The organism is Stenotrophomonas sp. STEN022 (genome assembly GCF_056760155.1).
On the sequence record NZ_JBRREG010000054.1, the window covers coordinates 1 to 21,783 of the forward strand.

Sequence of the window (21,783 nt, forward strand, 5' to 3'; positions counted from 1 at the left end):
TCACCAATGTAGTGCCCCGCCATGCTCCGCAGCCGCTTTACAACCCAACCATAAGCATTTTAGGAGCCGCGTAAGCCCCCAAGCACGCAGCGCCCCAAAAGCCGCAAAAGCCCCCCCCCCCCCCCCCCCCCCCCCCCCCCCCCCCCCCCCGCGGGCCGGGCCGCTACAGAACTGCGCAGGCCTCACTCATCGCCGAGCGATGATTCCTCGCGTGGGTCAGCGAGCAGAAAAGAATCATCGCCCGCAGCGGAAGTAACCCGCGCAGTGCCACCGTTACGCAGCTCCCAGTGCCAGGTCTCGTAAGCAGTGGTGAGCGTGCCGCGCACATAACAGGGACCATGCAGGAAGAAATCATGCTCCTGCCGCGGAGTGATCACCACGGCATGGCGGAAGAACGCACGCAGCTGCTGCGGGTCAGGTTTGAATCCATCACACAGAAGCGCATCGCGCTCGCTGTCGACACCGCTGTCGGTAATCACGATGTTGGACAATTCGCCCAACGGGCCGGGGCGGGTTGCACATGCGCCCAGTAGCAGCACTCCCAGCAACAACAGGCTGCGGCCGATGGAGCGTGAGGTGCTCGCCGTCAGGAGGAAAGTGCGGGAGATTCCGTTCGTCACGGTGCTGTATTTCCTTCGGTCTGCAACTGGTAGTGGCCCGGCGCACCCAGAACCACATTGAACACACGCGGCTCCAACGAATAGGCATGGACAAGGTTGAGCTGCAGCGACGCATCGCTCAGTACGACGGTGCCGCTTCGGTTGGGGCACGACCAGAAGCTGTCCGATGCTTCGGCCAGTGGCAGCCTTGCAACTGTCGCGAAGGGTTTCCCGGGTGCCGGTGCGCTCAGCCATTCAATCCAGACGCGGCAGGAAACGTGCTCGAAGCCAACATTCTCCAGGCGCACCCGATAAATCCCTTGCTGTTGCCCTGACTGCCAATTACCGGCAGTGACGATGGCCAATGTGGCTGCTTCATCCTGGGTATCCGCCGCCGCAGCCGGTGTAACGGCAAGCAGCAAGCACAGCAGCATGGAATGACTATTCATGTCAGGGATCGTCCTTGGGAATCGAATGCGTGTTCCAGGTTGGCGTGTACACGCCCGCGAGCCGATGATAGCGAATCACGAACTGGAATCCGGCAGCCAGCGGGTGGTGGCATGGACGAAGCCATGGCAGCGGTAGTTCGGCCCTTCGCAGGAGATCTGCGCGGTGACCCGTGTTGCGTCCTTGGCGAAGGTATAGCAGGCCACGGAAACTTCTCCGTTTACGCTCAAGATGGGCGCTGCAGATGGCCCGTAACGAAGCGAGAGCACCCTCTCCAGTCGCTCACGGCAGGGTTCGAAGTCCAGTTCCGAGCTGAAAACCAGCTGTTCCAGGATGTGGTTGGGCGCTTCCGAACATGCCTGCACCAAATCCGTTTCGATATCGAATTCCCGGCCCAGCGTGAAACCGTTGAGTAGAGACATGTGGAGTCGAAGACCTGCAGTTCAATGATGGCAGGCCGAGTGTATTTGGCGAGGCCGAACTGCGGAAGCGGGCCAGACGTCAGCAGGTAGTGCCGAGCCATGCTCGGCAAAGGGCTTTCCAAGCAATTGCAGGAGCGGCGCAAGCCGCGAAGCCGGTAGAAAGGACCGTTGTTCGCTACAAACGACTGATCATCTTCAACCGCACCTGCGCCGCAGCCACATCATGTCGCTTTGCCGCTATCGCGCACACATGGTCCAGCAGCGCCTGCGGCTGCAACAGCATCGGATCGCCTTCATCCAGCCGCAGTGCCAGATGCCCCCACCAGAACGGGCGGCCATCTAGATAGATCTCATAGCCGACGATGTAACGATGCGCATCCATCTCAGGTGCCTACATGCACGCGATCACCGACATCGCTGCAGCACAGGTGCTCCAGCGCCAGTTCCAAGGCCAGCACATAGCTTTGCGCACAGTAGCCCTGGGCGATGCCAAGACGGCGGCCAAGATGCTCCGGCAGGCAGGACTGTGGTGCGTCGCTGGCGTCCTCGTGAACTTCCACGTAGGCATTGCGCAGGCGCGGAAGCAACCGTTGCAGGCGAGCGCTTTGCACGCAGGCTGCCGGTGCGAGCAGGATCACGTCGTCCGGGTTGTGGTCGGCAGCGCATAGCGAGTCCAACAGCTCCTGCTCGGAGCGGCAGTTGCGTTGCGCCACGCTGATGCCGACATCGAGTGCGCGATGCACCAAAGCATTCATGACCGGGCTTGGCAGCGGCACAGCAGCCTGCAGGAGTGCATCACAGGCATCGGGCCCACGCACGATGAAGATCGCCATGGCTCAACCACCTTGTCCGTTGCTGAGCAGGCGCGTGGCAATGGCCAGCGACAGATGCCGCGCCTCGTCGGTGCCAGTACTGCAGACCACCACCGCGGTTGCGGCGTGGTGCGGATGCAGATGGGTCTCCAGCGTATCGGCATCATTGCTGGCGATTTCGATATACGGCGTCGGCAGGGCGTCCAGTGCGTTGCACACGCTGCGGCCGTGCAGCGCCCATTGCGCATCGTCAGTGGCGCTATTTTCAATCAGCACCCAGTCCGGTGCCTGCTGGCGCGCGTTGTGCAGACACTGGGCCAGCGCCGGCAACGAGCCGCAGTACAGGCATTGCAGCGGTTGTCCGGCGAGTTGTGCAGGCAGAAGGGACGCATCCGGCACTGCTGGGTTACGGATATGCCGGATCAGTAAAACGCTCATGTAGCACCACGTTCAAGCGCCATGCGGCGCGGTGGTGCCACGATGCGCCGCTGCGGCATCAAATCGCCATGGTAGGTGGGCGCGGCGGCGTAAAGTCTGCGTAGCAAAGCGCCCGCCTCGTGTTCGGGGGGGCTTGGGGAACTTCGCCCGGCCTTGGCGGTCAGTTCGGATTGACCCCGGAACTGATGATCCGCCATGAATGAGACCGCGTCCGTTGCATCGCCCCATCCCGTCTTGCAGTGGATGCGTCGCGAAGCCCTGCCCTTGGCGGTGATGTTGCTGCTGCTGTTTGCTGCACGCGACAGCCTGGCCAATCACTATCAGGTGCCCAGCGGCTCGATGCAGCCAACCCTGCAGCCAGGAGACCGGGTGGTGGTGGATATGCGTGCGTATGGCCTGCGCCTGCCCTTCACCGATGTGCAGCTGCTGGCCGGGCAGCAGCCACAGCGTGGTGATGTGGCGATATTTGATTCGCCGGCTGATGGCACGCGCCTGATCAAGCGGGTGGTCGCCGTGGCTGGAGACCGTGTGCAGCTGCACGACGGCTATCTGTCCATCAACGAGCAGCCGCTGCGCCAGGCCGTTGCGCTTGAGTTGTTCGGTGATAAGCAGGTACAGCTGGATCTGGAAGATGGCGGCGGCCCGGATATCAACGGCATCACCATTCCGGCCGGCAAGCTGCTGGTGGTGGGTGACCATCGCGGCAACAGTTTTGATGGTCGCTTCTTCGGTTTGGTGGATGCCGATACGGTCTATGGCAAGGCGGTGGCGGTGTATTGGCGACGCGGGGAAGGACCGGAGTGGCGGCGGTTGTAAGCGGCGATGGCTAAGAAGAAAAACCGGCACGGAGACGTGCCGTTTTTTTGCCTTCGTTTTTGGCTTTTTTTGTAGGGGCGGCGTAAGCCGTGAAGCTGACGGTGCCGGCAAGCTGCATGGATGCAGTGGCAAGTGGATGGGGGCTGTACTGATATCGGCTTCGCGGCTTACGCCGCTCCTATAAAATCCGAGAATTGGTACGACCAATTATCTTCACTAACCCTATGGTCTAATAGGATCTCCGCGAAAACGGCGATTCAATCGCGGTTCGTTGGTCAGACAGATTGAATATTGGTAATACCAATATTCGCGACCACCGCCACGCCACCTGCGGGTGGGCCGCCTTTCGCCTCTGACGAGAACCTGCATGCAGCCCTGGGAACAACTGTACGACCCCGCTGGCAACCTCTGGCTGTCCAGCCTGATCGCGCTGTTGCCGATCACTTTCTTCTTCGTTGCCTTGGCCGTGCTGCGCATGAAGGGCTGGCTGGCCGGCACCATCACCGTCGCCATCGCGTTGGCGGTTGCATTGCTGTTCTATCGCATGCCGGTTTCGCAGGCATTGGGCGCAGCCGGTTTCGGCTTCCTGTACGGGCTGTGGCCGATTGCCTGGATCATCATCGGCGCGGTGTTCCTGTACAAGGTGTCGGTCAAGACCGGCCAGTTCGCGATCATCCGCGCGTCGATCCTGTCGGTGACCGAAGACCAGCGCCTGCAGATGCTGATGGTCGGCTTCGCCTTCGGCGCCTTCCTCGAAGGTGCCGCAGGTTTTGGCGCACCGGTGGCGATCACCGCCGCGCTGCTGGTCGGGCTGGGCTTCAAGCCGCTGTATGCCGCCGGCCTGTGCCTGATCGTCAACACCGCGCCGGTGGCCTTCGGTGCGATGGGCATTCCGATCATCGTCGCCGGCCAGGTCACCGGTCTGGATGCGTTCGAGATCGGGCAGATGGCCGGCCGCCAGTTGCCGTTCCTGACCATCATCGTGCTGTTCTGGATCATGGCCATCATGGATGGCTGGCGCGGCATCAAGGAAACCTGGCCGGCGGTGCTGATTGCCGGTGGTTCCTTCGCCATCGCGCAATACCTGACCTCCAACTTCATTGGCCCGGAGCTGCCGGACATCACTGCCTCGCTGGCATCGTTGGTGTGCCTGACACTGTTCCTGCGCCGCTGGCAGCCCAAGCACATCTTCCGCTTTGAAACCGAAGCCAGTGCTGACGCTGCCGCGCAGGCATCGGCCGCACCACGTTACAGCGCCGGCCAGATCACCAAGGCGTGGTCGCCGTTCCTGATCCTCACCGCGATGGTCACGCTGTGGAGCATCAAGCCGTTCAAGGCCTTGTTCGCTGCCGGTGGCCCGATGGAGAGCTGGGTGCTGAAGGTGCCGGTACCGGGCCTGGACCAGCTGGTGCAGAAGATGCCGCCGATCGTGAACGCGCCCACCGCCTACGAGGCCGTGTACAAGTTTGATGCCATCTCGGCCACCGGCACCGCGATCATGCTGGCGGCGGTGATTGCGATCATCTACCTGCGCATGCCGGTACGTGCGGCGGTGCGCACCTTTGGTGAGACCGTCAATGAACTGAAGATGCCGATCTATTCGATCGGCATGGTGCTGGCCTTCGCCTTCATCGCCAATTACTCCGGCTTGTCGGCAACATTGGCCTTGGCACTTGCGCATACCGGCAAGGCATTCACTTTCTTCTCGCCCTTCCTCGGCTGGCTGGGCGTGTTCCTGACCGGTTCGGACACCTCGTCCAATGCCTTGTTCTCCGCCTTGCAGGCGACCACCGCGCAGCAGATCGGTGTGTCCGAGGTGTTGCTGGTTGCGGCCAATACCACCGGCGGCGTCACCGGCAAGATGATCTCGCCGCAGTCCATCGCCATTGCCTGTGCGGCGGTGGGCCTGGTCGGCAAGGAATCGGACCTGTTCCGCTTCACCGTCAAGCACAGCCTGATCTTCACCGTGATGGTCGGCCTGATCACCACCGCGCAGGCCTATTGGCTGACCTGGATGATTCCCTGAGCCATGGCCGCGCGCATCCGCCAACGCAGTGCAGCTTCGGGCCACAATGTCGGCATGAGTACGCAACGTATTTCCGACAAGGTGGCCGCGCAGCTGCGCGTGCTGGTGGACGAACAACAGCTGCAGCCGGGTGACCGGCTGCCTTCCGAGCGCGCACTGGCGGTGCAGCTCGGGGTCTCGCGCACGGCGCTGCGCGAGGCGATTGCCCAGCTGGGCAGCCAGGGCCTGCTGGTGGCGCGGGTTGGTGGCGGCACCTATGTGGCCGAGCCGGCCGCACGTGCGCGGCAGGCACTGGATGAGCCGCTGGTGCCGTATCTGCCGCTGTTCCAGGGCGACCCGGAATACCGCTTCGACGTGTTGGAAATCCGCCACGCGCTGGAAGGTGCAACCGCCTGGCATGCAGCATTGCGGGCTACCGACGACGACCGTGCGCGTATCGCGCAGGCCTTCCAGACCATGATGGACGCACATGGCAAGGACGATCCGGCCGGCGAAGCGCGTGCCGATGCCGCCTTCCATCTGTCCATCGCAGAGGCCTCGCACAATCTGGTGCTGTTGCAGGTGATGCGCGGCCTGTTCGAGCTGCTGCAGACCAATATCTCGCAGAGCCGCGAAAAGCTCTACACCGCATCGACGACGTTTTCCCCCTTGTCCGACCAGCACCGCGAAATGATGGATGCGGTACTGGCCGGCGACCCCGAGCGTGCGCGTGCCGCAGCGCATGCCCATCTTGAGTTCGTGCACACGACACTGCGCACGCTCGATGAAGACGAGGCACGGCGTGCCCGTGCTTCGCGGCTTCCTTCTCCCCACGGTTGACCCATGATCATCTCCGCCTCCACCGATTACCGTGCGGCCGCGCAGCGTCGTCTGCCGCCGTTCCTGTTCCACTACATCGATGGCGGCGCGTATGCCGAACACACGCTCAAACGTAATGTTTCCGACCTGTCCGACATCGCGCTGCGCCAGCGCATCCTGCGCGACATGTCCGAGCTCAGCCTGGAAACCGAGTTGTTCGGCGAAAAACTGGCAATGCCGGTTGCGCTGGCACCGGTCGGCCTGACCGGCATGTATGCGCGCCGCGGTGAAGTGCAGGCGGCGCGTGCGGCGGACAGTCGCGGCATTCCGTTCACGCTGTCGACGGTGTCGGTGTGTCCGATCGAGGAAGTGGCGCCAGCGATCAAACGACCGATGTGGTTCCAGCTGTACGTGCTGCGCGACCGCGGCTTCATGCGCAACGCATTGGAGCGCGCGCAGGCCGCCGGCGTCACCACGCTGGTGTTCACCGTCGACATGCCGGTGCCGGGCGCGCGCTACCGCGATGCGCACTCGGGCATGAGCGGTCCGAATGCCGGCATGCGCCGCATCGGCCAGGCCATGACGCATCCGCGCTGGGCTTGGGACGTTGGCCTGTTTGGCCGTCCGCATGACCTGGGCAACATCTCCGCCTATCGTGGCAGCCCGACCGGGCTGGAGGATTACATCGGTTGGCTGGGCAACAACTTCGACCCGTCGATTTCGTGGAAGGACCTGGAATGGATCCGCGAGTTCTGGAAAGGCCCGATGGTGATCAAGGGCATACTCGATCCGGATGACGCGCGCGATGCGGTGCGCTTTGGCGCAGACGGCATCGTGGTTTCCAATCACGGCGGTCGCCAGCTGGATGGTGTGTTGTCCACGGCGCGTGCGCTGCCAGTGATTGCAGACGCGGTACAGGGCGACCTTAAGATTCTCGCCGACTCCGGCATCCGCACCGGCCTGGACGTGGTGCGCATGCTTGCACTCGGCGCGGACAGCGTGCTGCTCGGCCGTGCCTTCGTCTACGCGCTTGCCGCACAGGGCGAGGCTGGCGTGGCCAATCTGCTGGACCTGATTGCCAAGGAAATGCGCGTGGCAATGACGCTGACCGGTGCACGTCGCATTGCCGATATCGGCCGCGATTCGCTGGTCAACCTGGCATGAGTGCGAACGAAGCACTGCTGGCGCAGCTGCGCACAGCCGTTGGTGATGCCCATGTACTGACCGGTGACAAGGCCACGCGGCGCTTCCGCAAGGGCTACCGTTTCGGCGATGGCGCCGTGCTGGCGGTGGTGCGTCCTGGAAGCTTGCTGGAGATGTGGCGCGCCCTGCAGGCAGCGGTGCAGGGCGGGGCGGCGATCATCCTGCAGGCGGCCAATACCGGTTTGACCGGTGGCTCGACGCCGGATGGCAATGACTATGGTCGGCCGATCGTGCTGATCAGCACGCTGCGGCTGACCGGCGTGCAGTTGCTCGATGAAGGGCGGCAGGTGCTGTGCCTGCCCGGCGCTACCTTGGACCGACTCGAACAGACCTTGGCACCGCTCGGGCGCGAGCCGCATTCGGTGATCGGTTCCTCGTGCATCGGTGCCTCGGTGCTGGGCGGTGTCTGCAACAACTCCGGTGGCTCGCTGGTGCGGCGTGGTCCGGCCTACACCGAGATGGCGTTGTACGCGCAGGTGGATGGCGAAGGCCACCTGCAACTGGTGAACCATCTTGGCATTGCCCTGGGCGACACGCCGGAAGAAATCCTGCAGCGCTTGCAGGCCGGCGACTACCGGCCCGCCGATGTGCGCGTTGATGGTGAGCGCGCCGGCTCCGATCCGCGCTATGCCGAGCAGGTACGGCAGGTGGACGCGGCAACGCCTGCGCGTTTCAACGCCGACCCCAGCCGTCATTACGAAGCCGCGGGTTCGGCTGGCAAGCTGGCCGTATTCGCGGTGCGCCTGGACACCTTCGCCAAGGAAGCGGCCGAGGTGTTCTATATCGGCAGCAACAGCACCGAAAGCCTTACCGCGATCCGCCGCCAGCTGTTGACCGGCTTCGAGCGCCTGCCGATTTCCGGCGAGTACATCCATCGCGTCGCCTATGACATCGGTGAGCGTTACGGCAAGGACACTTTCCTGCTGATCGACAAGCTGGGCACGGCACGGGTACCGGCCGCATTCGCCTTGAAGAGCCGGGTTGATGGCTGGTTCGAGCGACTGGGCCTGCGTGGCGTGACTGATCACGCGATGCAGTTGCTGACCGGGTTGCTGCCTTCGCATCTGCCCAAGCGCATGGGCGAGTTCCGCCAGCGCTATGAGCACCACTTGCTGGTCAAGGTTTCCGTACAGGATGCGGAGGCGACGGAGAGCTGGTTGCGTGGTTTCTTCGCCGGGCACGAGGGCGGCTATTTCCACTGCACACCGGACGAAGGCCGCAAGGCCTTCCTGCACCGGTTCGCAGTGGCCGGCGCGGCGGTGCGCTATCGCGAAGTGCATCGTGCGCAGGTTGAGGACATCGTAGCTTTGGATATCGCCCTGCGCCGCGACGACCGCGACTGGTTCGAACAGCTGCCGGCTGAACTGGATGCGCGCTTGTTGCACAAGCTCTATTACGGCCACTTCCTGTGCCATGTGTTCCACCAGGACTACATCGCGCGCAAGGGTGAAGACCCGATGGCGATCGAACATGCCATGTGGAAACTGCTGGACGAGCGCGGCGCCGAGTACCCGGCCGAACACAACGTCGGCCACCTGTATCCGGCCAAGCCGGCGCTGGCGCAGTTCTACCAGCAGCTGGACCCGAGTAATACCTTCAATCCGGGCATCGGTCAGACCAGCAAGCAGCCGGGTTGGAAGGGCTGTGATTGCTGAGGCGCGAAGCGCCTGGTCAAGCTTTTGCTCAAGCCCCTCTCCCGCTTGCGGGAGAGGGGTTGGGGTGAGGGCAAGCTTCTAGCTGGCTTGTCATTCCCGCGCAGGCGGGAATCGCTCTTTACGTGGTGTGCCGGGTAGGAGCAAAGGCCGGAGCAAAGGCAAGAGCAAAGGCAAGAGCAAAGGCAAGAGCAAAGGCAAGAGCGATGACCCAACATACGTTGGTTGAAAGCCCCGCCTGCGCGGGAATGACGGCGGAAAAGCGAAGCCAAAGCCAAAGCCAAAGCCCAAAGCCCAAAGCCCAAAGCCCAAAGCAGACAAGCACAAACCCTACCGCTCCGAATGCCCCGTATCGTCGTACTGCCGCGGTGCAAACAGATCCGGCTGGATCAACTCCACAAACGCCCTGGCCTGTGGCGACAACACCTTGCCTCGCCGCACCACCACGCCGTAGCTGCGCGAGGGGAAGTAATCGCTCATCGCCCGCGTCGCCAGCTTGTCGCGGTCGCTGTCGTTCAGGCACAGGGCAGTGACGATGCTGATGCCCATGCCCATTGCCACGTACTGCTTGATCACCTCCCAGCCGCCCACTTCCAGCGCCACCGTGTAGGGCACGCGGTGCTGCTGGAACACCAGGTCGACCAGTCGCCAGGTGATCTGCCGGCGCGGCGGCAGGATCAGCGGCCACGGCGACAGGTCTTCCAGCGTCAGGTTCTTTTTCTTCGCCAGCGGGTGGTCGGGCGGGGTGATCAGCACCTGCTCGAAACGGTAGACCGGGGCGTAGCTGAGGTCGGCCGGCACATCCATCATCGAGCCGATGGCCAGGTCGGCGGCGTCGCTGCGCAGCAGGTCGGTGCCGTCGGCACTGATCGCGTTGTGCAGGGTCAGGCGCACATCCGGGTGCTGCTGACGAAAGTTTTCGACGATCTTTGGCAGGAGATACAGGATGGTCGAAGAATTTGCGGCGATATTCAGCTCGCCCGCATCCAATCCGCTGACCTTCTCGCGGAAACGCGGCAGCAGGCCGTCCAGGCTTTCCACCAGCGGCTGCGCCATGTCGTACAGCAGCTGGCCTTCGCGGGTAGGCACCAGCCGGCGCCCGCTGCGCTCGAACAGCACGACTCCCAACTCCCGTTCCAGCGCCTGCAGCTGCAGGCTCACCGCCGGTTGGCTGACAAAAAGCGCTTCCGAAGCACGCGAAACCGAGCCCAGGCGCACCGTCTGCAGGAATGCCCGCAGCGGCTTGAGCCGATCAGACTTGTAGGAAAAACGCGGGGTTACGGGTGGCTTGGTGGGCATCTTGAAGTCAGTATTAGCACAACTTATAGATAACATTGCAAAAACTGTTTTGTTAAATACCTCCCTGCGGCGGCACGTTGGAGTCCCCGACATACGCAGGAACCTCCGATGTCCGCCGTCGCCCACGCAGTCGTTGCCCAGCAGTCCGCCCCCCGCCCGACCCCGGGCATCACCCTGACCACCCAGCTGGCCGGCCAGTCCGCGCTGCTGCCGGCCGGCGTGCTGGGCCTGCTCGTATCGCTGCACCGTGCGGTCGAGCCGGGCCGGCAGGCGCGGCTGGTGGCCCGCCGCGAGCGCCAGGCCTTCTTCGACCAGGGTGGCCTGCCGGATTTCCGCGCCGACACCCGTGCCATCCGCGAGGAGGACTGGAGCGTGGCGCCGATCCCGGCCGCGCTGCAGGACCGCCGTGTCGAGATCACCGGTCCGACCGACCCGAAGATGGTCATCAATGCGCTGAACTCCGGTGCCAAGGTGTTCATGGCCGACTTCGAGGATTCGACCTCGCCGACCTGGCGCAATGTGCTGGCCGGCCAGCAGACGATGAAGGCGGCGGTGCGCGGCGATCTGGACTTCACCGCGCCGGCCACCGCCAAGGGTCCGGGCAAGCACTACACGCTGCGCCCGTTCGACGAGCAGGCGGTGCTGATCGTGCGCCCGCGCGGCTGGCACCTGGACGAGAAGCACGTGTTGATCGACGGCCAGCCGATTGCCGGCGGCCTGTTCGATGCGGCCCTGTTCGCCTTCCACAACGCGCAGACCCTGATGGACAAGGACCGCGGCCCCTATTTCTACCTGCCCAAGCTGCAGTCAATGGAAGAGGCGGCGCTGTGGGAGACCGCGCTGTCGCACATCGAAGGCATGCTTGGCCTGCCGCATGGGCAGATCAAGGTCACCGTGCTGATCGAGACGCTGCCGGCGGTGTTCGAGATGGACGAGATCCTGTACGCGCTGCGCGACCGCATCGTCGGCCTGAACTGCGGCCGCTGGGACTACATCTTTTCCTATCTGAAAACCTTCCGCCGCCACGCCGACAAGGTGCTGCCCGAGCGTGGTCAGGTGACGATGACCCAGCCGTTCCTGAAGGCCTACTCGGAATTGCTGATCAAGACCTGTCATCGCCGTGGCGCGCATGCGATGGGCGGCATGGCCGCACAGATTCCGATCAACAACGATGCCGCCGCCAACGAGCAGGCGATGGCACGGGTGCGCGCCGATAAGCTGCGCGAAGTCACCGCCGGCCACGATGGCACCTGGGTGGCGCACCCGGCGCTGATCCCGGTGGCGCGCGCCATCTTCGACGAGCACATGTCCGGTCCCAACCAGCACCACGTGCTGCGCCGCGACGTGCAGGCCAACCGCGATGAACTGATCGCACCGTGCAGCGGCACCGTTACCCGTGCGGGCTTCGAGAACAACGTCGAAGTCTGCGTGCGTTACCTGGCCGCCTGGCTGGATGGTAACGGCTGCGTGCCCATCCACAACCTGATGGAAGACGCCGCCACCGCCGAGATCAGTCGTAGCCAGATCTGGCAGTGGCTGCATGCCGGCAACCAGCATCTGGACGACGGCACCGCGATTGATTTCGCGCTGCTGGCCAGCGCCCTGCGCGCCTTGCCGGCGCGCCTTGGCGACACCTCCGCACTGCCCGGAGGCAGCCGTATCACCCAGGCCATCGGCCTGCTCGACCAGCTCAGCCGCGCCGACGAGCTGACCGACTTCCTGACCTTGCCTGCCTACCGGCAGATCGATTGACCCTTCCCCTTACGTACGCACCACTTTTTTGAGGACGACACGATGAGCAGCTACCAGCAACAGATCGCCGCCCTGCAGCAGGACTGGGATACCAACCCGCGTTGGAAAGGTTTGAAGCGCACCTACAGCGCTGCCGACGTGGTGCGCCTGCGTGGCAGCGTGCAGCCGGAGTACACCCTGGCCAAGCGCGGCGCCCAGCGCCTGTGGGAACTGGTCAATGGCGGCTCGAAGAAGGGCTACGTCAACGCCTTTGGTGCGATCAGCGCCGGCCAGGCCATGCAGCAGGCCAAGGCCGGCTTGGAAGCGGTGTACCTGTCCGGCTGGCAGGTGGCCGCCGACGGCAATACCTCCGAAACCATGTACCCGGACCAGTCGCTGTACGCCTACGATTCGGTGCCGACCATGGTCCGCCGCATCAACAACACCTTCCAGCGCGCCGACGAAATCCAGTGGAAGAACATCATCGACGGCAAGGTCAAGGCCGAGGATGCGATCGACTTCTTCCTGCCCATCGTCGCCGATGGCGAGGCCGGATTCGGTGGCGTGTTGAACGCCTACGAGTTGATGAAGAACATGATCGTCGCCGGCGCCGCCGCGGTGCATTTCGAGGACCAGCTGGCGGCGGTGAAGAAGTGCGGCCACATGGGCGGCAAGGTGTTGGTGCCGACCCAGGAGGCGATCCAGAAGTTGTCGGCCGCGCGCCTGGCGGCGGACGTGCTGGGTGTGCCGACCATCGTGCTGGCCCGCACCGATGCCGAAGCCGCCAACCTGCTGACCAGCGACTTCGACCCCAATGACGCGCCGTTCGTCACCGGCCAGCGCACCGCCGAGGGCTTCTACCGGGTGAAAAACGGCCTGGAACAGGCGATCAGCCGCGGTGTGGCCTACGCCCCGCACGCCGACCTGGTGTGGTGCGAGACCGGCACCCCGGACCTGGGCTTCGCCCGCGAGTTCGCCCAGGCGGTGCATGCCGCCAGCCCCGGCAAGCTGCTGTCCTACAACTGCTCGCCCTCGTTCAACTGGAAGAAGAACCTGGACGACAAGACCATCGCCAGGTTCCAGGACGAGCTGGCCGCGCTGGGCTACAAGTACCAGTTCATCACCCTGGCCGGCATCCACATCAACTGGTTCAACACCTTCAAATTCGCCCACGATTACGCCCGTGGCGAAGGCATGCGCCACTATGTGGAGCAGGTGCAGGAACCGGAGTTCGCCGCCCGCGACAAGGGTTATACCTTCGTCTCGCACCAGCAGGAGGTGGGTGCTGGTTACTTCGACGATGTGACCACGGTGATCCAGGGCGGCGCCTCCAGCGTGACCGCGCTGACCGGTTCCACCGAGGAAGAGCAGTTCCAGACTGAAGTCGCTGCCTGAGGGCGCTGGCCAGGTCGTTTCAAAGGGGCTCTTACGAGCCCCTTCTTTTTTTTGGCTTGATCCAGCATCAAACGGTGTGGGGGATCACAAAACCGATAATTTTGGTGATAGGCTCGCGAGATTACTCGTCTCACATGGGCGAGCAGTCCATGAGGCATGGAATGAGCGGCATGGGAACAGGGGGTTTGGCACTGGAGTCTGAACTTTCCGTCGCTACGTCGGCGGGAAGCGCGGTGTTGCGTGCGCAATTGTCACCGGTGGAATTTGCACTGTTTGCCCAGTACGGCGTTCGTCGTGCGCTGCAGGCCGACCAGGTGCTGTTCCGCCGTGGCGATCTGGGCAGCTCGATGTTCATCATTGTCAGCGGCACAATCAGCCTGGACTTTGGTGCCGGTCTGGCGCCAAAACCCATGGGCAGCAACGACTTCTTTGGCGAACTCGGGCTGTTGATCGAGCGTCACCCGCGCTCCTGCGATGCACGCGCCAACTGCGACAGCGTGTTGTTGGAAATCACCCATGCCAACTTCCATCGCCTGATCGACCAGGACCCGGCGATGGTGGTGTTCTTCCTGCGCCGCACCCTGTCGCGGGTGGTCTCCAGCGAACAACGCCTGATTGCCCAGCTCAGCCGTCGTAACCACGAGCTGGAAACCGCATTGGGCAATCTGTACAGCGCCAACCACGAGCTGCACCACACCCGCGAGTTGGTCTACAGCGATGACCTGACCGGGCTCAGCAACCGCCGTGCGCTCACTGCCTACCTGCAGAAGTCACATCGCTCCGGCCATCGCCCGAAGGGGCTGCTGCTGCTGGACTGCGATGACTTCAAGGGGCTGAACGACTCTTTCGGTCACCTTGCTGGTGATCACGCCCTGCAGTGCTTCGGCCGCATTCTTGCATCGGTGACCGGCAAGGACGATATCGCCTGCCGTCTGGGTGGCGATGAGTTCTGCGTGCTGTTCATGGAAGCCGATGCGCAGAGCTTGCCGCGTACCGCCGAATTCGTGCTGGAAGCCGTGCGCCACTTGATCGCCTATCCCGGCGCGGCGGTCGGTGCTTGCTCGTTGAGTGTAGGAATGGTGTTGATCGATGAGGAGCACCATTGGAACGACGCCTATTCGCGCGCTGATCAAGCGCTGTACCTTGCAAAGCGCGAAGGCGGCAATCGCGCGCAGTGGTTCCTGGAGCAGTCCGGTGACCACGACTAGCGCGGCATAACGCATGACCAGCGAGACCGACGCGCTCTCGTCCGATCGCCAGCTCAAGACGCTGGTGCTTACCGACCTTTGTGATTCGGTGGCGCTGACGGCGCGCATTGGCGACGCGGCAGCCGCTGAGCTGTTCCGCACCTTGGACGTGCGTGCACTGCAGCTGTTGCAGCGTTGGAAAGGTCGGCTCATCGACCGTTCCGATGGCATGTTTCTGCTGTTCGACGTGCCTGCCCAAGGCTTGGGTTTTGCGTTGGACTACCTGGATGCGTTGGCCGAGATCGGCAAGGAGCGCAAGCTGCCGCTACAGGCACGGATCGGCATCCATGTAGGCGACGTGCTGTTCTGGCGCAACGATGATGATGCGGTTGCTGCTGGCGCCAAGCCAGTGGATGTGGAAGGCGTGGCCAAGCCCACCGCGGCCCGCTTGATGGCGTTGGCACGACCGAATCAGATTCTGTTGTCGTCAGTGGCCGAAGCGCTGTTGCGGCCAAACCAGCGTGAGCTGGGCGAACGCGGTGCGAATCTGCAATGGAAGTCACACGGTCGCTGGTACTTCAAGGGGCTGCCAACGCCACAGGAAGTTTTTGAAGTGGGCGCAACGGGCAGTGCTCCATTGCGCATGCCGGCGCGCTCCAACAAAGCGTGGCGGCGCCTGCCGCTATGGCGGCGACCGGCGGCGTTGGTCGCCGAGTTATTGCTGGTGGTCGCCGTGGGCACCGTGGCTTGGGTATTGGTGCGTCCGGAGCCAGCCATCGCTTTCGCCGAGCGGGATTGGGTGGTGATAGGGGACGTCAACAATCTGACCGATAACCAGCTCCTGGGTGACGGCTTGAATCGTGCGTTCCGTATCGGCTTGGAGCAGTCGCGCTATGTGAACATCCTGAGCGAGCTCAAGGCGCGCGATACCTTGACCCGGATGCTGCTGCCCGAGGGCAGTGCTATTGATCGAGCGACGGCATCCGGCATTGCGGTGCGTGAGGGCGCGCGTGCAGTGCTGATACCGGTGGTGCGCGAGTCGAGCGGAAAGCTGCAGGTGTCGGTGGATGTGGTTGAACCCGAGTCCGGCAGGGTCGTCTATACGGTGCATTCCAGTGGTATCGGAACCTCCACGGTGTTGCAATCGATGGATGATGTCATCGGGCAGCTGCGCGGTCGGCTGGGTGAGGCACTTGCCGACGTGGAAAAGTCCTCGGCTCCGCTGCCAAAGGTGGCTACGGCCAATCTTGACGCACTGCATGCCTATGCAGCCGCGCAAGCAGCCTATGCAAGCGGCGAGGCAGAGAAATCAATTCAGTATTTTGATGTGGCAACGCGCGTCGATGGTGGCTTTGCCATGGCGCGTCTTGGCAAGATGCGTGCGCTGGTCAACCTCGGTAGATACGAAGATGCGCGCCAGGAGCTTGAGGCGGCGGCGGAGTTTCGTAGTCGTTTGACTACGCGTGAGGCGCTCTATATGGATGCATGGAGCGCTGACCTGCTTTCGGGAAGTGGTAGTGAGGCATTCCAGGCATGGGCAGTGCTGGCTGAGCTGTATCCGGATCATCAGGGTGCCAATGTCAACGCAGCGGCTGCGGCACTGTTGTTGGGGCGCTATACCGAAGCTGCGAAGTTCGCCTCCAGGGCTGATGTTCCTCAAAGTGGACAGCGGGGTGGCGTTCTGCGGTTGTTGGGCCGAATCCGTTTGGCGCAGGACCAGATCGATCCGGCCTTGCTGCTGCTACGTGACCCGGATGCGCTTCCAGCTGCTGGCATGAGTCGCTATCTGGTGGCCGCGATGGCGGCCAGCGGAGACAAAAATGGCGCGCACGAGATGCTGCGGTTGCTTCCACCCGGGGATCCTGGACTCAAGTTGGATGCGGCTGCATTGGCGTTGGACCAAGGAAGGAATGCAGATGCGTTGTCCGTTTCGGAAGCGGCAGCGGCGGCTTGTCCTGGATCGTCATTCATGTGTGATTTCATGCATGTTGCCGATTTGGTGACCAAGGCTGCAGCAGGCAGCTGTGCCTCAAACCGGGAAGTTGGACGGATACTTGATCGCGTCGCGCACGGACGTGGTGATTTTGATGCCGGAGATGCTGCCGGACGGCGCTTTCTTGCTGGCGCAGCCATCTATGCGGCCCAGCGAATGGGCAGCGGTATCAATGTCACGGAGAGGCTGCCACTGCTGAAGCGGGCTGCTCGAGAGTCCAACGATTCATCAGCGCTTCGAATGATTGACCTGGTCGAAATCAATCAGCTGAGGATGTCTGGTGACGCGGCAGGGGCTGTCGCGCGGCTTCAGCCCTTGGTCAACGGCGAAGAGTTGTTCCAGGTGCACAGTTTGCTGGCCCAGGCATATGCCGATGCAGGGGACAAGGAGGGGCAGCAGCGTGAAGCATCCTGGATGCAAAAGCATCGCGGGCGCGCTTATGCCGAGTGGATCGGATCGGCGCCACTGCAGGCCCTGAACGTCAGGGACAGTCTTGGAACGCCGTTGGCCGCAGGATGCCTGCGACCAGCGCCGGTGAAATTAGATCTGCGGTGATTTCGGCTCTGCCGCAAACATGTAGGGTTGGTAGAACAGTCCGCGCTCGGTTAGCTCCGATGCAATAAGGAGTTTTGTCGAGGCAAGCTTTTCCGCCGATGCCAGGCGGCCAGGTACTTTGCAAAGTTTTCCGGCCTCGGCAGCCTCAGCACTGACTTCAAGTAGCGCGGTTGCAGGATCCTGTTCGAACTGCAAACGAAAACCTTCGTCGTTGATCAACAAGTCCAGGAGCTTGATCGCGTCGAGGTGTGAGAGCGGACTCTTTTCATTGGAAGTCATGGAGCGACCTTGGTTGATGGTGAGATAACAAAGAAGGACGACAGCGGGCTTACATTTACAATGGATTGGTAGCGGCAGACTGGACGCTAACTTTAGACAGGCACCTGGCAGCGGAATCAGGTCTGCTTGGTGTCCGTGTTCGAGCGGATGTCACGCGCTATGAGCGGTTGATCCATGTGAGTTGAACGAATTGACATTCCATGCAGGGAAAAGAGACTGAAAAACAAGCATACATCCGGTCATGATTGAGAAGTCACCGCTTGGTTTGATTGATGCGACGAAGCTGGTGGACCTGTTGACCTCCGAGAAGGAATTTCGCGAGACTTTCCAGCGTTCTCCATCGGAAGCCATGTTGCTGACTAGCCCAGAGGCGGCAGCCGCCGCAAGCCGATGTTCAATGCCGAGAGAACCTGTCTCTGTTGAAGTGCCTTCTTGTACGAGAGATCGAATTGTTGATTCTCTGACCTCAGGTAGTGCATTTCGATAACGTTCTGTTTCGTTGATGCAGCGCTTGAACGGAACCTTGCAGCTGTTGCCTGACCTGGGCCGGTGGCACCATGGGGTAGCCCGATGTGATTTGCTTTGTCGCAATAGCTTGCAGGAATATCGGGTTCGCCATCAAGCTTGGGGCTGGCGCGCGGTGGTGCTCGGATGACTGAAGTTGTGCAAGACGCAAGAGGCGGAAGAAGGTATTTAATGAAGTATCGTCGTTGTCATGCAGTTGCTGTTCTTCCCGAAGAGCAGACAGTGTTCTCACTGGAGTCGCTGATATCCGGAGGTGATGGTATCGAGTACGAGCGTCGTATTCGCGTCTATGCTGCGCATCTGGATACGATATTCACCATGGAACCGCCAGCGTGCATGCTGCTGCTTGAGAGCAGTGCCGAGGAATGGGCGCCAATGCCGGAAGATCCAGGGCGCGGTGCACTGGTAGCGCACTTGGTTGAACTCGGGTTGTTGATGTTGGATGAAGAGCCTGACGGTCGCGCAGTCGAGTCCGACCGTCACATCCGCAACAACTACTGGTGGCCGCTATCAGCCATTCATTATCGGCACTCCAGATGGGATGGAATAGATAGCGTCGGTGAGATGGAAAGCAATCAGATGCTTACCGCGCAGGATCTTGTGCGTAAGCTTGGCGCACCGCCGCCGGAGGCGCCGCTCAGACAACCCGGTGCTGTCGCACTACCGCGCCTGAGCGATGATGCTACGTGTATGTTGCCCGTGCAGCGGGTTACCTGTAGGAACTTCGACCGTTCGCGCGCGCTCTCTTTGAGTTCGCTCGCTGAAATGCTGCAGGGCGTTCTGATGGCCCAGGCGGTGGTTGAAAGCGGGCATGACGCTCGGTTCCTGAAAAAAAATGTTCCTTCAGGTGGGGGCTTACATCCCTTGGAGGCTTACATCATCGCCCGCGATGTCGAAGGGCTGGCACCAGGGATCTATCACTATCATGCGGTGGCGCATGAGTTGGCGCTTGTGCCGGGGCAGCCAGATGACCTTGATGGATTTTCGCAACGACTCGTGGCTGGCCAGCATTGGTTTGCAGACGCCCCGGTCATGGTGACACTCGTTTGCCGATTTCAGCGGAATTTCTGGAAGTACCGCAAGCACATGAAGGCCTATCGGGTGGTTGTGCTGGATGCAGGCCATGTCTCGCAGGCGATCTATACCGCAGCGACTGCGCGGGGGCTTGGCGCGTTTGTAACCGCAGCCGTCAACGAGGTCGAGATGGAAAAGGTGTTGGGATTTGACCCAATGGACTTTGGCGTACTGGCTGTCTGTGGTTTTGGCTGGCGTTCTGACGAGATGAAAAATGTGGAGTTGGATCCAGCGTGCCGGATCTGGCAGCGGGTATCCGCTGGTTGATAGTGAGTACCTTGGCGGAGTGGTGGCGGCTTATCAGCCCGCCTCGAAATCCACCAGCACCGCGCCATCAGCTACCTGATCACCGGCCTTGGTGCGGAAGCCATGTACGGTGCCGTCGGCCGGCGCCTGCAGGGTGTGCTCCATCTTCATCGCTTCCATCACCAGTAGCGGCGTACCGCGGCTGACAGTGGTGCCAGGCTGCACCAGGAGGGTGACGACGCGGCCGGGCATCGGTGCCAGCAGGCTGCCGCCGTGGTCGTTGCTGTTTTCGGCTTCGGCGACCGGGTCGTGGATGTTGAAGCGCTGCTGCTGTTCGCTGCCGAACACGTACAGCGTATTGCCTTCGCGGATTGCCTGGCCGCGCTGCAGGTGTTCACCCAGCTGCACGGCGTAGCCAGTGCTGTCGGTTTTCCCGGTCACGCTGATGGATGCGTCGCTGACCTGCACGTGCCAGCCGTTGGCGCTGTCGCGCACCTGCAGCTGCTTGCGCTGCTCCAGGTGTTCCAGCATCACCAAGCGTGCCGCGGGGCCGGTAAGGCGCCAGCTGTCGGCGATTGCCCACGGGGATGCGTCGTTGTCGTGCGGCGTATCGTTGGCTACAGCGAGCACGGCCGCCAGCGCCCAGTCATTGTCACTGGCAGCAACGTGATGGATATCCAGTGCCTCGCGCTCGCGTTCGATCAGCGCGGTATCCAGATTGGCGTTGCGGAACGAGTCGGTCAGGACCAGTCGGCGCAGGAAGGCGGCATTGGTGGTCACACCGACGACCTGGCATTGGGCCAGGGCCTGCTGCATGCGCTGCAAGGCGCTGGCACGGTCCACGTCCCATACGATCAGCTTGGCGATCATCGGATCGTAGTACGGGGTGATTGCATCGCCCTGCTCGACACCGGCGTCCACGCGCACATTGGCGCTGGGCTGCGGCAGGCGCAGATGGCGCAGCGTGCCGGTGGAAGGCAGGAAGCCACGGTCGGCATCTTCAGCGTATAGCCGTGCCTCGATGGCATGGCCGTGGATCTGCAGTTGCTCCTGCGCCTTCGGCAGCGGCTGACCTGCGGCCACGCGCAGCTGCCATTCGACCAGGTCGGTGCCGGTGATCAGCTCGGTGACCGGGTGCTCGACCTGCAGGCGGGTGTTCATCTCCATGAAATAGAAATCGCCATCCGGCCCGGCGATGAACTCCACCGTACCGGCGCCGACGTAACCTACCGCGCGTGCTGCATCGGTAGCCGCCTTGCCCATCGCGGTGCGGCGTTCGGCGGTCATGCCGGGCGCGGGTGCTTCTTCCAGCACCTTCTGGTGGCGGCGTTGCACCGAGCAGTCACGCTCGAACAGATAGACCACGTTGCCATGGCTGTCGCCGAACACCTGGATCTCGATGTGGCGCGGACGCTCGACGTATTTCTCCACCAGCACATGTGCATTGCCGAACGACGCCTGCGCCTCACGCTGGCAGCTGGCCAAGGCAGCCTCGAAGCCAGCACTGGCCTCGACCTTGCGCATGCCCTTGCCGCCACCACCGGCGCTGGCCTTGATCAGCACCGGGTAACCAATCGCATCGGCTTGCGCTCGCAGAAACGCCGGCTCCTGCCGCTCACCGTGATAGCCAGGCGTCAGCGGCACGTTGGCAGTCTGCATCAGCGCCTTGGCCGAACTCTTGTCGCCCATCGCATCGATGGCGCTGGCCGGCGGCCCGATGAAGACGATACCCGCAGCATCACAGGCACGCGCGAAGCCAGCGTTCTCGGAGAGAAAGCCGTAACCCGGGTGGATGGCCTGCGCACCGCTGCGCCGCGCAGCATCGAGAATGACCTCGGCGCGCAGATAGCTCTCGGCCGCCGGCGCGGCACCAATATGGACTGCCTCGTCCGCCAGGCGAACATGTCGCGCATTGCGATCGGCATCCGAATACACCGCGACGGTAGCGATGCCAAGACGACGGCAGGTAGCAATAACGCGACAGGCGATTTCACCACGATTGGCGATCAGGATTTTGTTGAACATTGTCTTATCCACGATGTGCCGCGCGGGCAGGGGAGGAGCCAAAGGCTTTCGCCGTTGCTGTTGTTCTTGAACTTGCTCTTGCTCCACCGGGCCCCTTCCGCAGCGACGGAGGCGGTGGGAAACACCCGAAGGGCGGCGTGCATGGATGCACGTCGTTTTTCGCCACGACAGGGATGTCGTGTCGAAAAATCCCACCGGTGGAGTGGACCCGGCACGCGCAGCGTGCTGGGCGCGGAGGCAGGGTGTGCTTGACCAGCCATT

Annotated in this window: 20 protein-coding genes; 11 read left to right on the forward strand and 9 right to left on the reverse strand. The window is 62.6% G+C overall.

Translation table 11 applies throughout. From position 1 onward, the window contains the following. Positions 1–182: 182 nt before the first annotated feature. The 6 genes from ACVOMF_RS12380 to ACVOMF_RS12405 all read right to left on the reverse strand — a co-directional run bounded on the left by ACVOMF_RS12380 (position 183) and on the right by ACVOMF_RS12405 (position 2,718). The gene (locus tag ACVOMF_RS12380) at positions 183–620 is read right to left on the reverse strand and encodes a hypothetical protein (protein WP_481509562.1); all 438 of its coding nucleotides are present in this window, start codon (positions 618–620) and stop codon (positions 183–185) included. Beyond that, the gene (locus tag ACVOMF_RS12385; protein ID WP_481509563.1) at positions 617–1,048 is read right to left on the reverse strand and encodes a hypothetical protein; all 432 of its coding nucleotides are present in this window, start codon (positions 1,046–1,048) and stop codon (positions 617–619) included. Before ACVOMF_RS12385 ends, ACVOMF_RS12380 begins: the two co-directional genes overlap by 4 nt. A 75-nt stretch (positions 1,049–1,123) precedes the next feature. After that, positions 1,124–1,468: a hypothetical protein gene (locus tag ACVOMF_RS12390; RefSeq protein WP_481509564.1), complete on the reverse strand. Its 345-nt coding sequence runs from the start codon at positions 1,466–1,468 to the stop codon at positions 1,124–1,126. Between the two features lie 175 nt (positions 1,469–1,643). Next, positions 1,644–1,850 carry a hypothetical protein gene (locus ACVOMF_RS12395; RefSeq protein WP_481509565.1) on the reverse strand — a complete coding sequence of 69 codons (207 nt, stop codon included), beginning with the start codon at positions 1,848–1,850 and terminating at the stop codon, positions 1,644–1,646. 1 nt (position 1,851) lies between these two features. Next, complete coding sequence (locus ACVOMF_RS12400) at positions 1,852–2,301, reverse strand: 3-dehydroquinate dehydratase (RefSeq protein WP_481509566.1); 450 nt, start codon at positions 2,299–2,301, stop codon at positions 1,852–1,854. A gap of 3 nt (positions 2,302–2,304) precedes the next feature. After that, positions 2,305–2,718 carry a hypothetical protein gene (locus ACVOMF_RS12405; RefSeq protein WP_481509567.1) on the reverse strand — a complete coding sequence of 138 codons (414 nt, stop codon included), beginning with the start codon at positions 2,716–2,718 and terminating at the stop codon, positions 2,305–2,307. A 195-nt stretch (positions 2,719–2,913) separates the two neighbouring features. On the opposite strand from ACVOMF_RS12405, the gene lepB reads away from it, so the two are divergent. The 5 genes from lepB (at position 2,914) to dld (ending at position 9,216) form a co-directional block, all read left to right on the forward strand. Further along, a complete protein-coding gene (gene lepB, locus ACVOMF_RS12410) occupies positions 2,914–3,534 on the forward strand; it encodes a signal peptidase I (protein WP_481509568.1) in 621 nt (206 codons plus the stop codon). A 367-nt stretch (positions 3,535–3,901) separates the two neighbouring features. Further along, positions 3,902–5,560, forward strand: coding sequence for an L-lactate permease (gene lldP / locus ACVOMF_RS12415; protein ID WP_481509569.1), 1,659 nt, complete (start codon positions 3,902–3,904; stop codon positions 5,558–5,560). A 54-nt stretch (positions 5,561–5,614) separates the two neighbouring features. Continuing rightward, positions 5,615–6,379 (forward strand): transcriptional regulator LldR, encoded by a 765-nt coding sequence (gene lldR / locus ACVOMF_RS12420; protein ID WP_481509587.1) that lies wholly within the window; start codon positions 5,615–5,617, stop codon positions 6,377–6,379. Positions 6,380–6,382: 3 nt separating this feature from the next. Further along, positions 6,383–7,522: an FMN-dependent L-lactate dehydrogenase LldD gene (gene lldD, locus ACVOMF_RS12425; protein ID WP_481509570.1), complete on the forward strand. Its 1,140-nt coding sequence runs from the start codon at positions 6,383–6,385 to the stop codon at positions 7,520–7,522. Further along, entirely contained in the window at positions 7,519–9,216 is a 1,698-nt protein-coding gene (dld, locus tag ACVOMF_RS12430; RefSeq protein WP_481509571.1) for a D-lactate dehydrogenase, read from the forward strand. The genes lldD and dld overlap by 4 nt, the downstream gene beginning before the upstream one ends. Positions 9,217–9,543: 327 nt before the next feature. Here dld and ACVOMF_RS12435 read toward each other — a convergent pair whose 3' ends face one another. Next, a complete protein-coding gene (locus ACVOMF_RS12435; protein ID WP_481509572.1) occupies positions 9,544–10,512 on the reverse strand; it encodes a LysR family transcriptional regulator in 969 nt (322 codons plus the stop codon). Positions 10,513–10,620: 108 nt separating this feature from the next. Between ACVOMF_RS12435 and aceB the strand changes: the two genes are divergently transcribed. The 4 genes from aceB (at position 10,621) to ACVOMF_RS12455 (ending at position 17,373) form a co-directional block, all read left to right on the forward strand. Continuing rightward, entirely contained in the window at positions 10,621–12,264 is a 1,644-nt protein-coding gene (gene aceB / locus ACVOMF_RS12440; RefSeq protein WP_481509573.1) for a malate synthase A, read from the forward strand. A 42-nt stretch (positions 12,265–12,306) separates the two neighbouring features. Then, positions 12,307–13,638, forward strand: coding sequence for an isocitrate lyase (gene aceA, locus ACVOMF_RS12445; protein ID WP_481509574.1), 1,332 nt, complete (start codon positions 12,307–12,309; stop codon positions 13,636–13,638). 170 nt (positions 13,639–13,808) lie between these two features. After that, the gene (locus ACVOMF_RS12450) at positions 13,809–14,846 is read left to right on the forward strand and encodes a GGDEF domain-containing protein (protein ID WP_481509575.1); all 1,038 of its coding nucleotides are present in this window, start codon (positions 13,809–13,811) and stop codon (positions 14,844–14,846) included. 13 nt (positions 14,847–14,859) lie between these two features. Further along, the gene (locus ACVOMF_RS12455) at positions 14,860–17,373 is read left to right on the forward strand and encodes a putative peptide modification system cyclase (RefSeq protein ID WP_481509576.1); all 2,514 of its coding nucleotides are present in this window, start codon (positions 14,860–14,862) and stop codon (positions 17,371–17,373) included. Here the strand turns inward: ACVOMF_RS12455 and ACVOMF_RS12460 are convergent. Next, a complete protein-coding gene (locus ACVOMF_RS12460; protein WP_481509577.1) occupies positions 17,359–17,652 on the reverse strand; it encodes an NHLP-related RiPP peptide in 294 nt (97 codons plus the stop codon). The two genes, ACVOMF_RS12455 and ACVOMF_RS12460, sit on opposite strands and share 15 nt — an antisense overlap. A gap of 241 nt (positions 17,653–17,893) precedes the next feature. Between ACVOMF_RS12460 and ACVOMF_RS12465 the strand changes: the two genes are divergently transcribed. Continuing rightward, positions 17,894–18,139 (forward strand): NHLP-related RiPP peptide, encoded by a 246-nt coding sequence (locus tag ACVOMF_RS12465; protein WP_481509578.1) that lies wholly within the window; start codon positions 17,894–17,896, stop codon positions 18,137–18,139. Positions 18,140–18,348: 209 nt separating this feature from the next. Beyond that, complete coding sequence (locus ACVOMF_RS12470) at positions 18,349–19,518, forward strand: putative peptide maturation dehydrogenase (protein WP_481509579.1); 1,170 nt, start codon at positions 18,349–18,351, stop codon at positions 19,516–19,518. Between the two features lie 33 nt (positions 19,519–19,551). Here the strand turns inward: ACVOMF_RS12470 and ACVOMF_RS12475 are convergent, their stop codons facing one another. Continuing rightward, positions 19,552–21,522, reverse strand: coding sequence for an acetyl/propionyl/methylcrotonyl-CoA carboxylase subunit alpha (locus ACVOMF_RS12475; protein WP_481509580.1), 1,971 nt, complete (start codon positions 21,520–21,522; stop codon positions 19,552–19,554). Positions 21,523–21,783 lie beyond the last annotated feature (261 nt).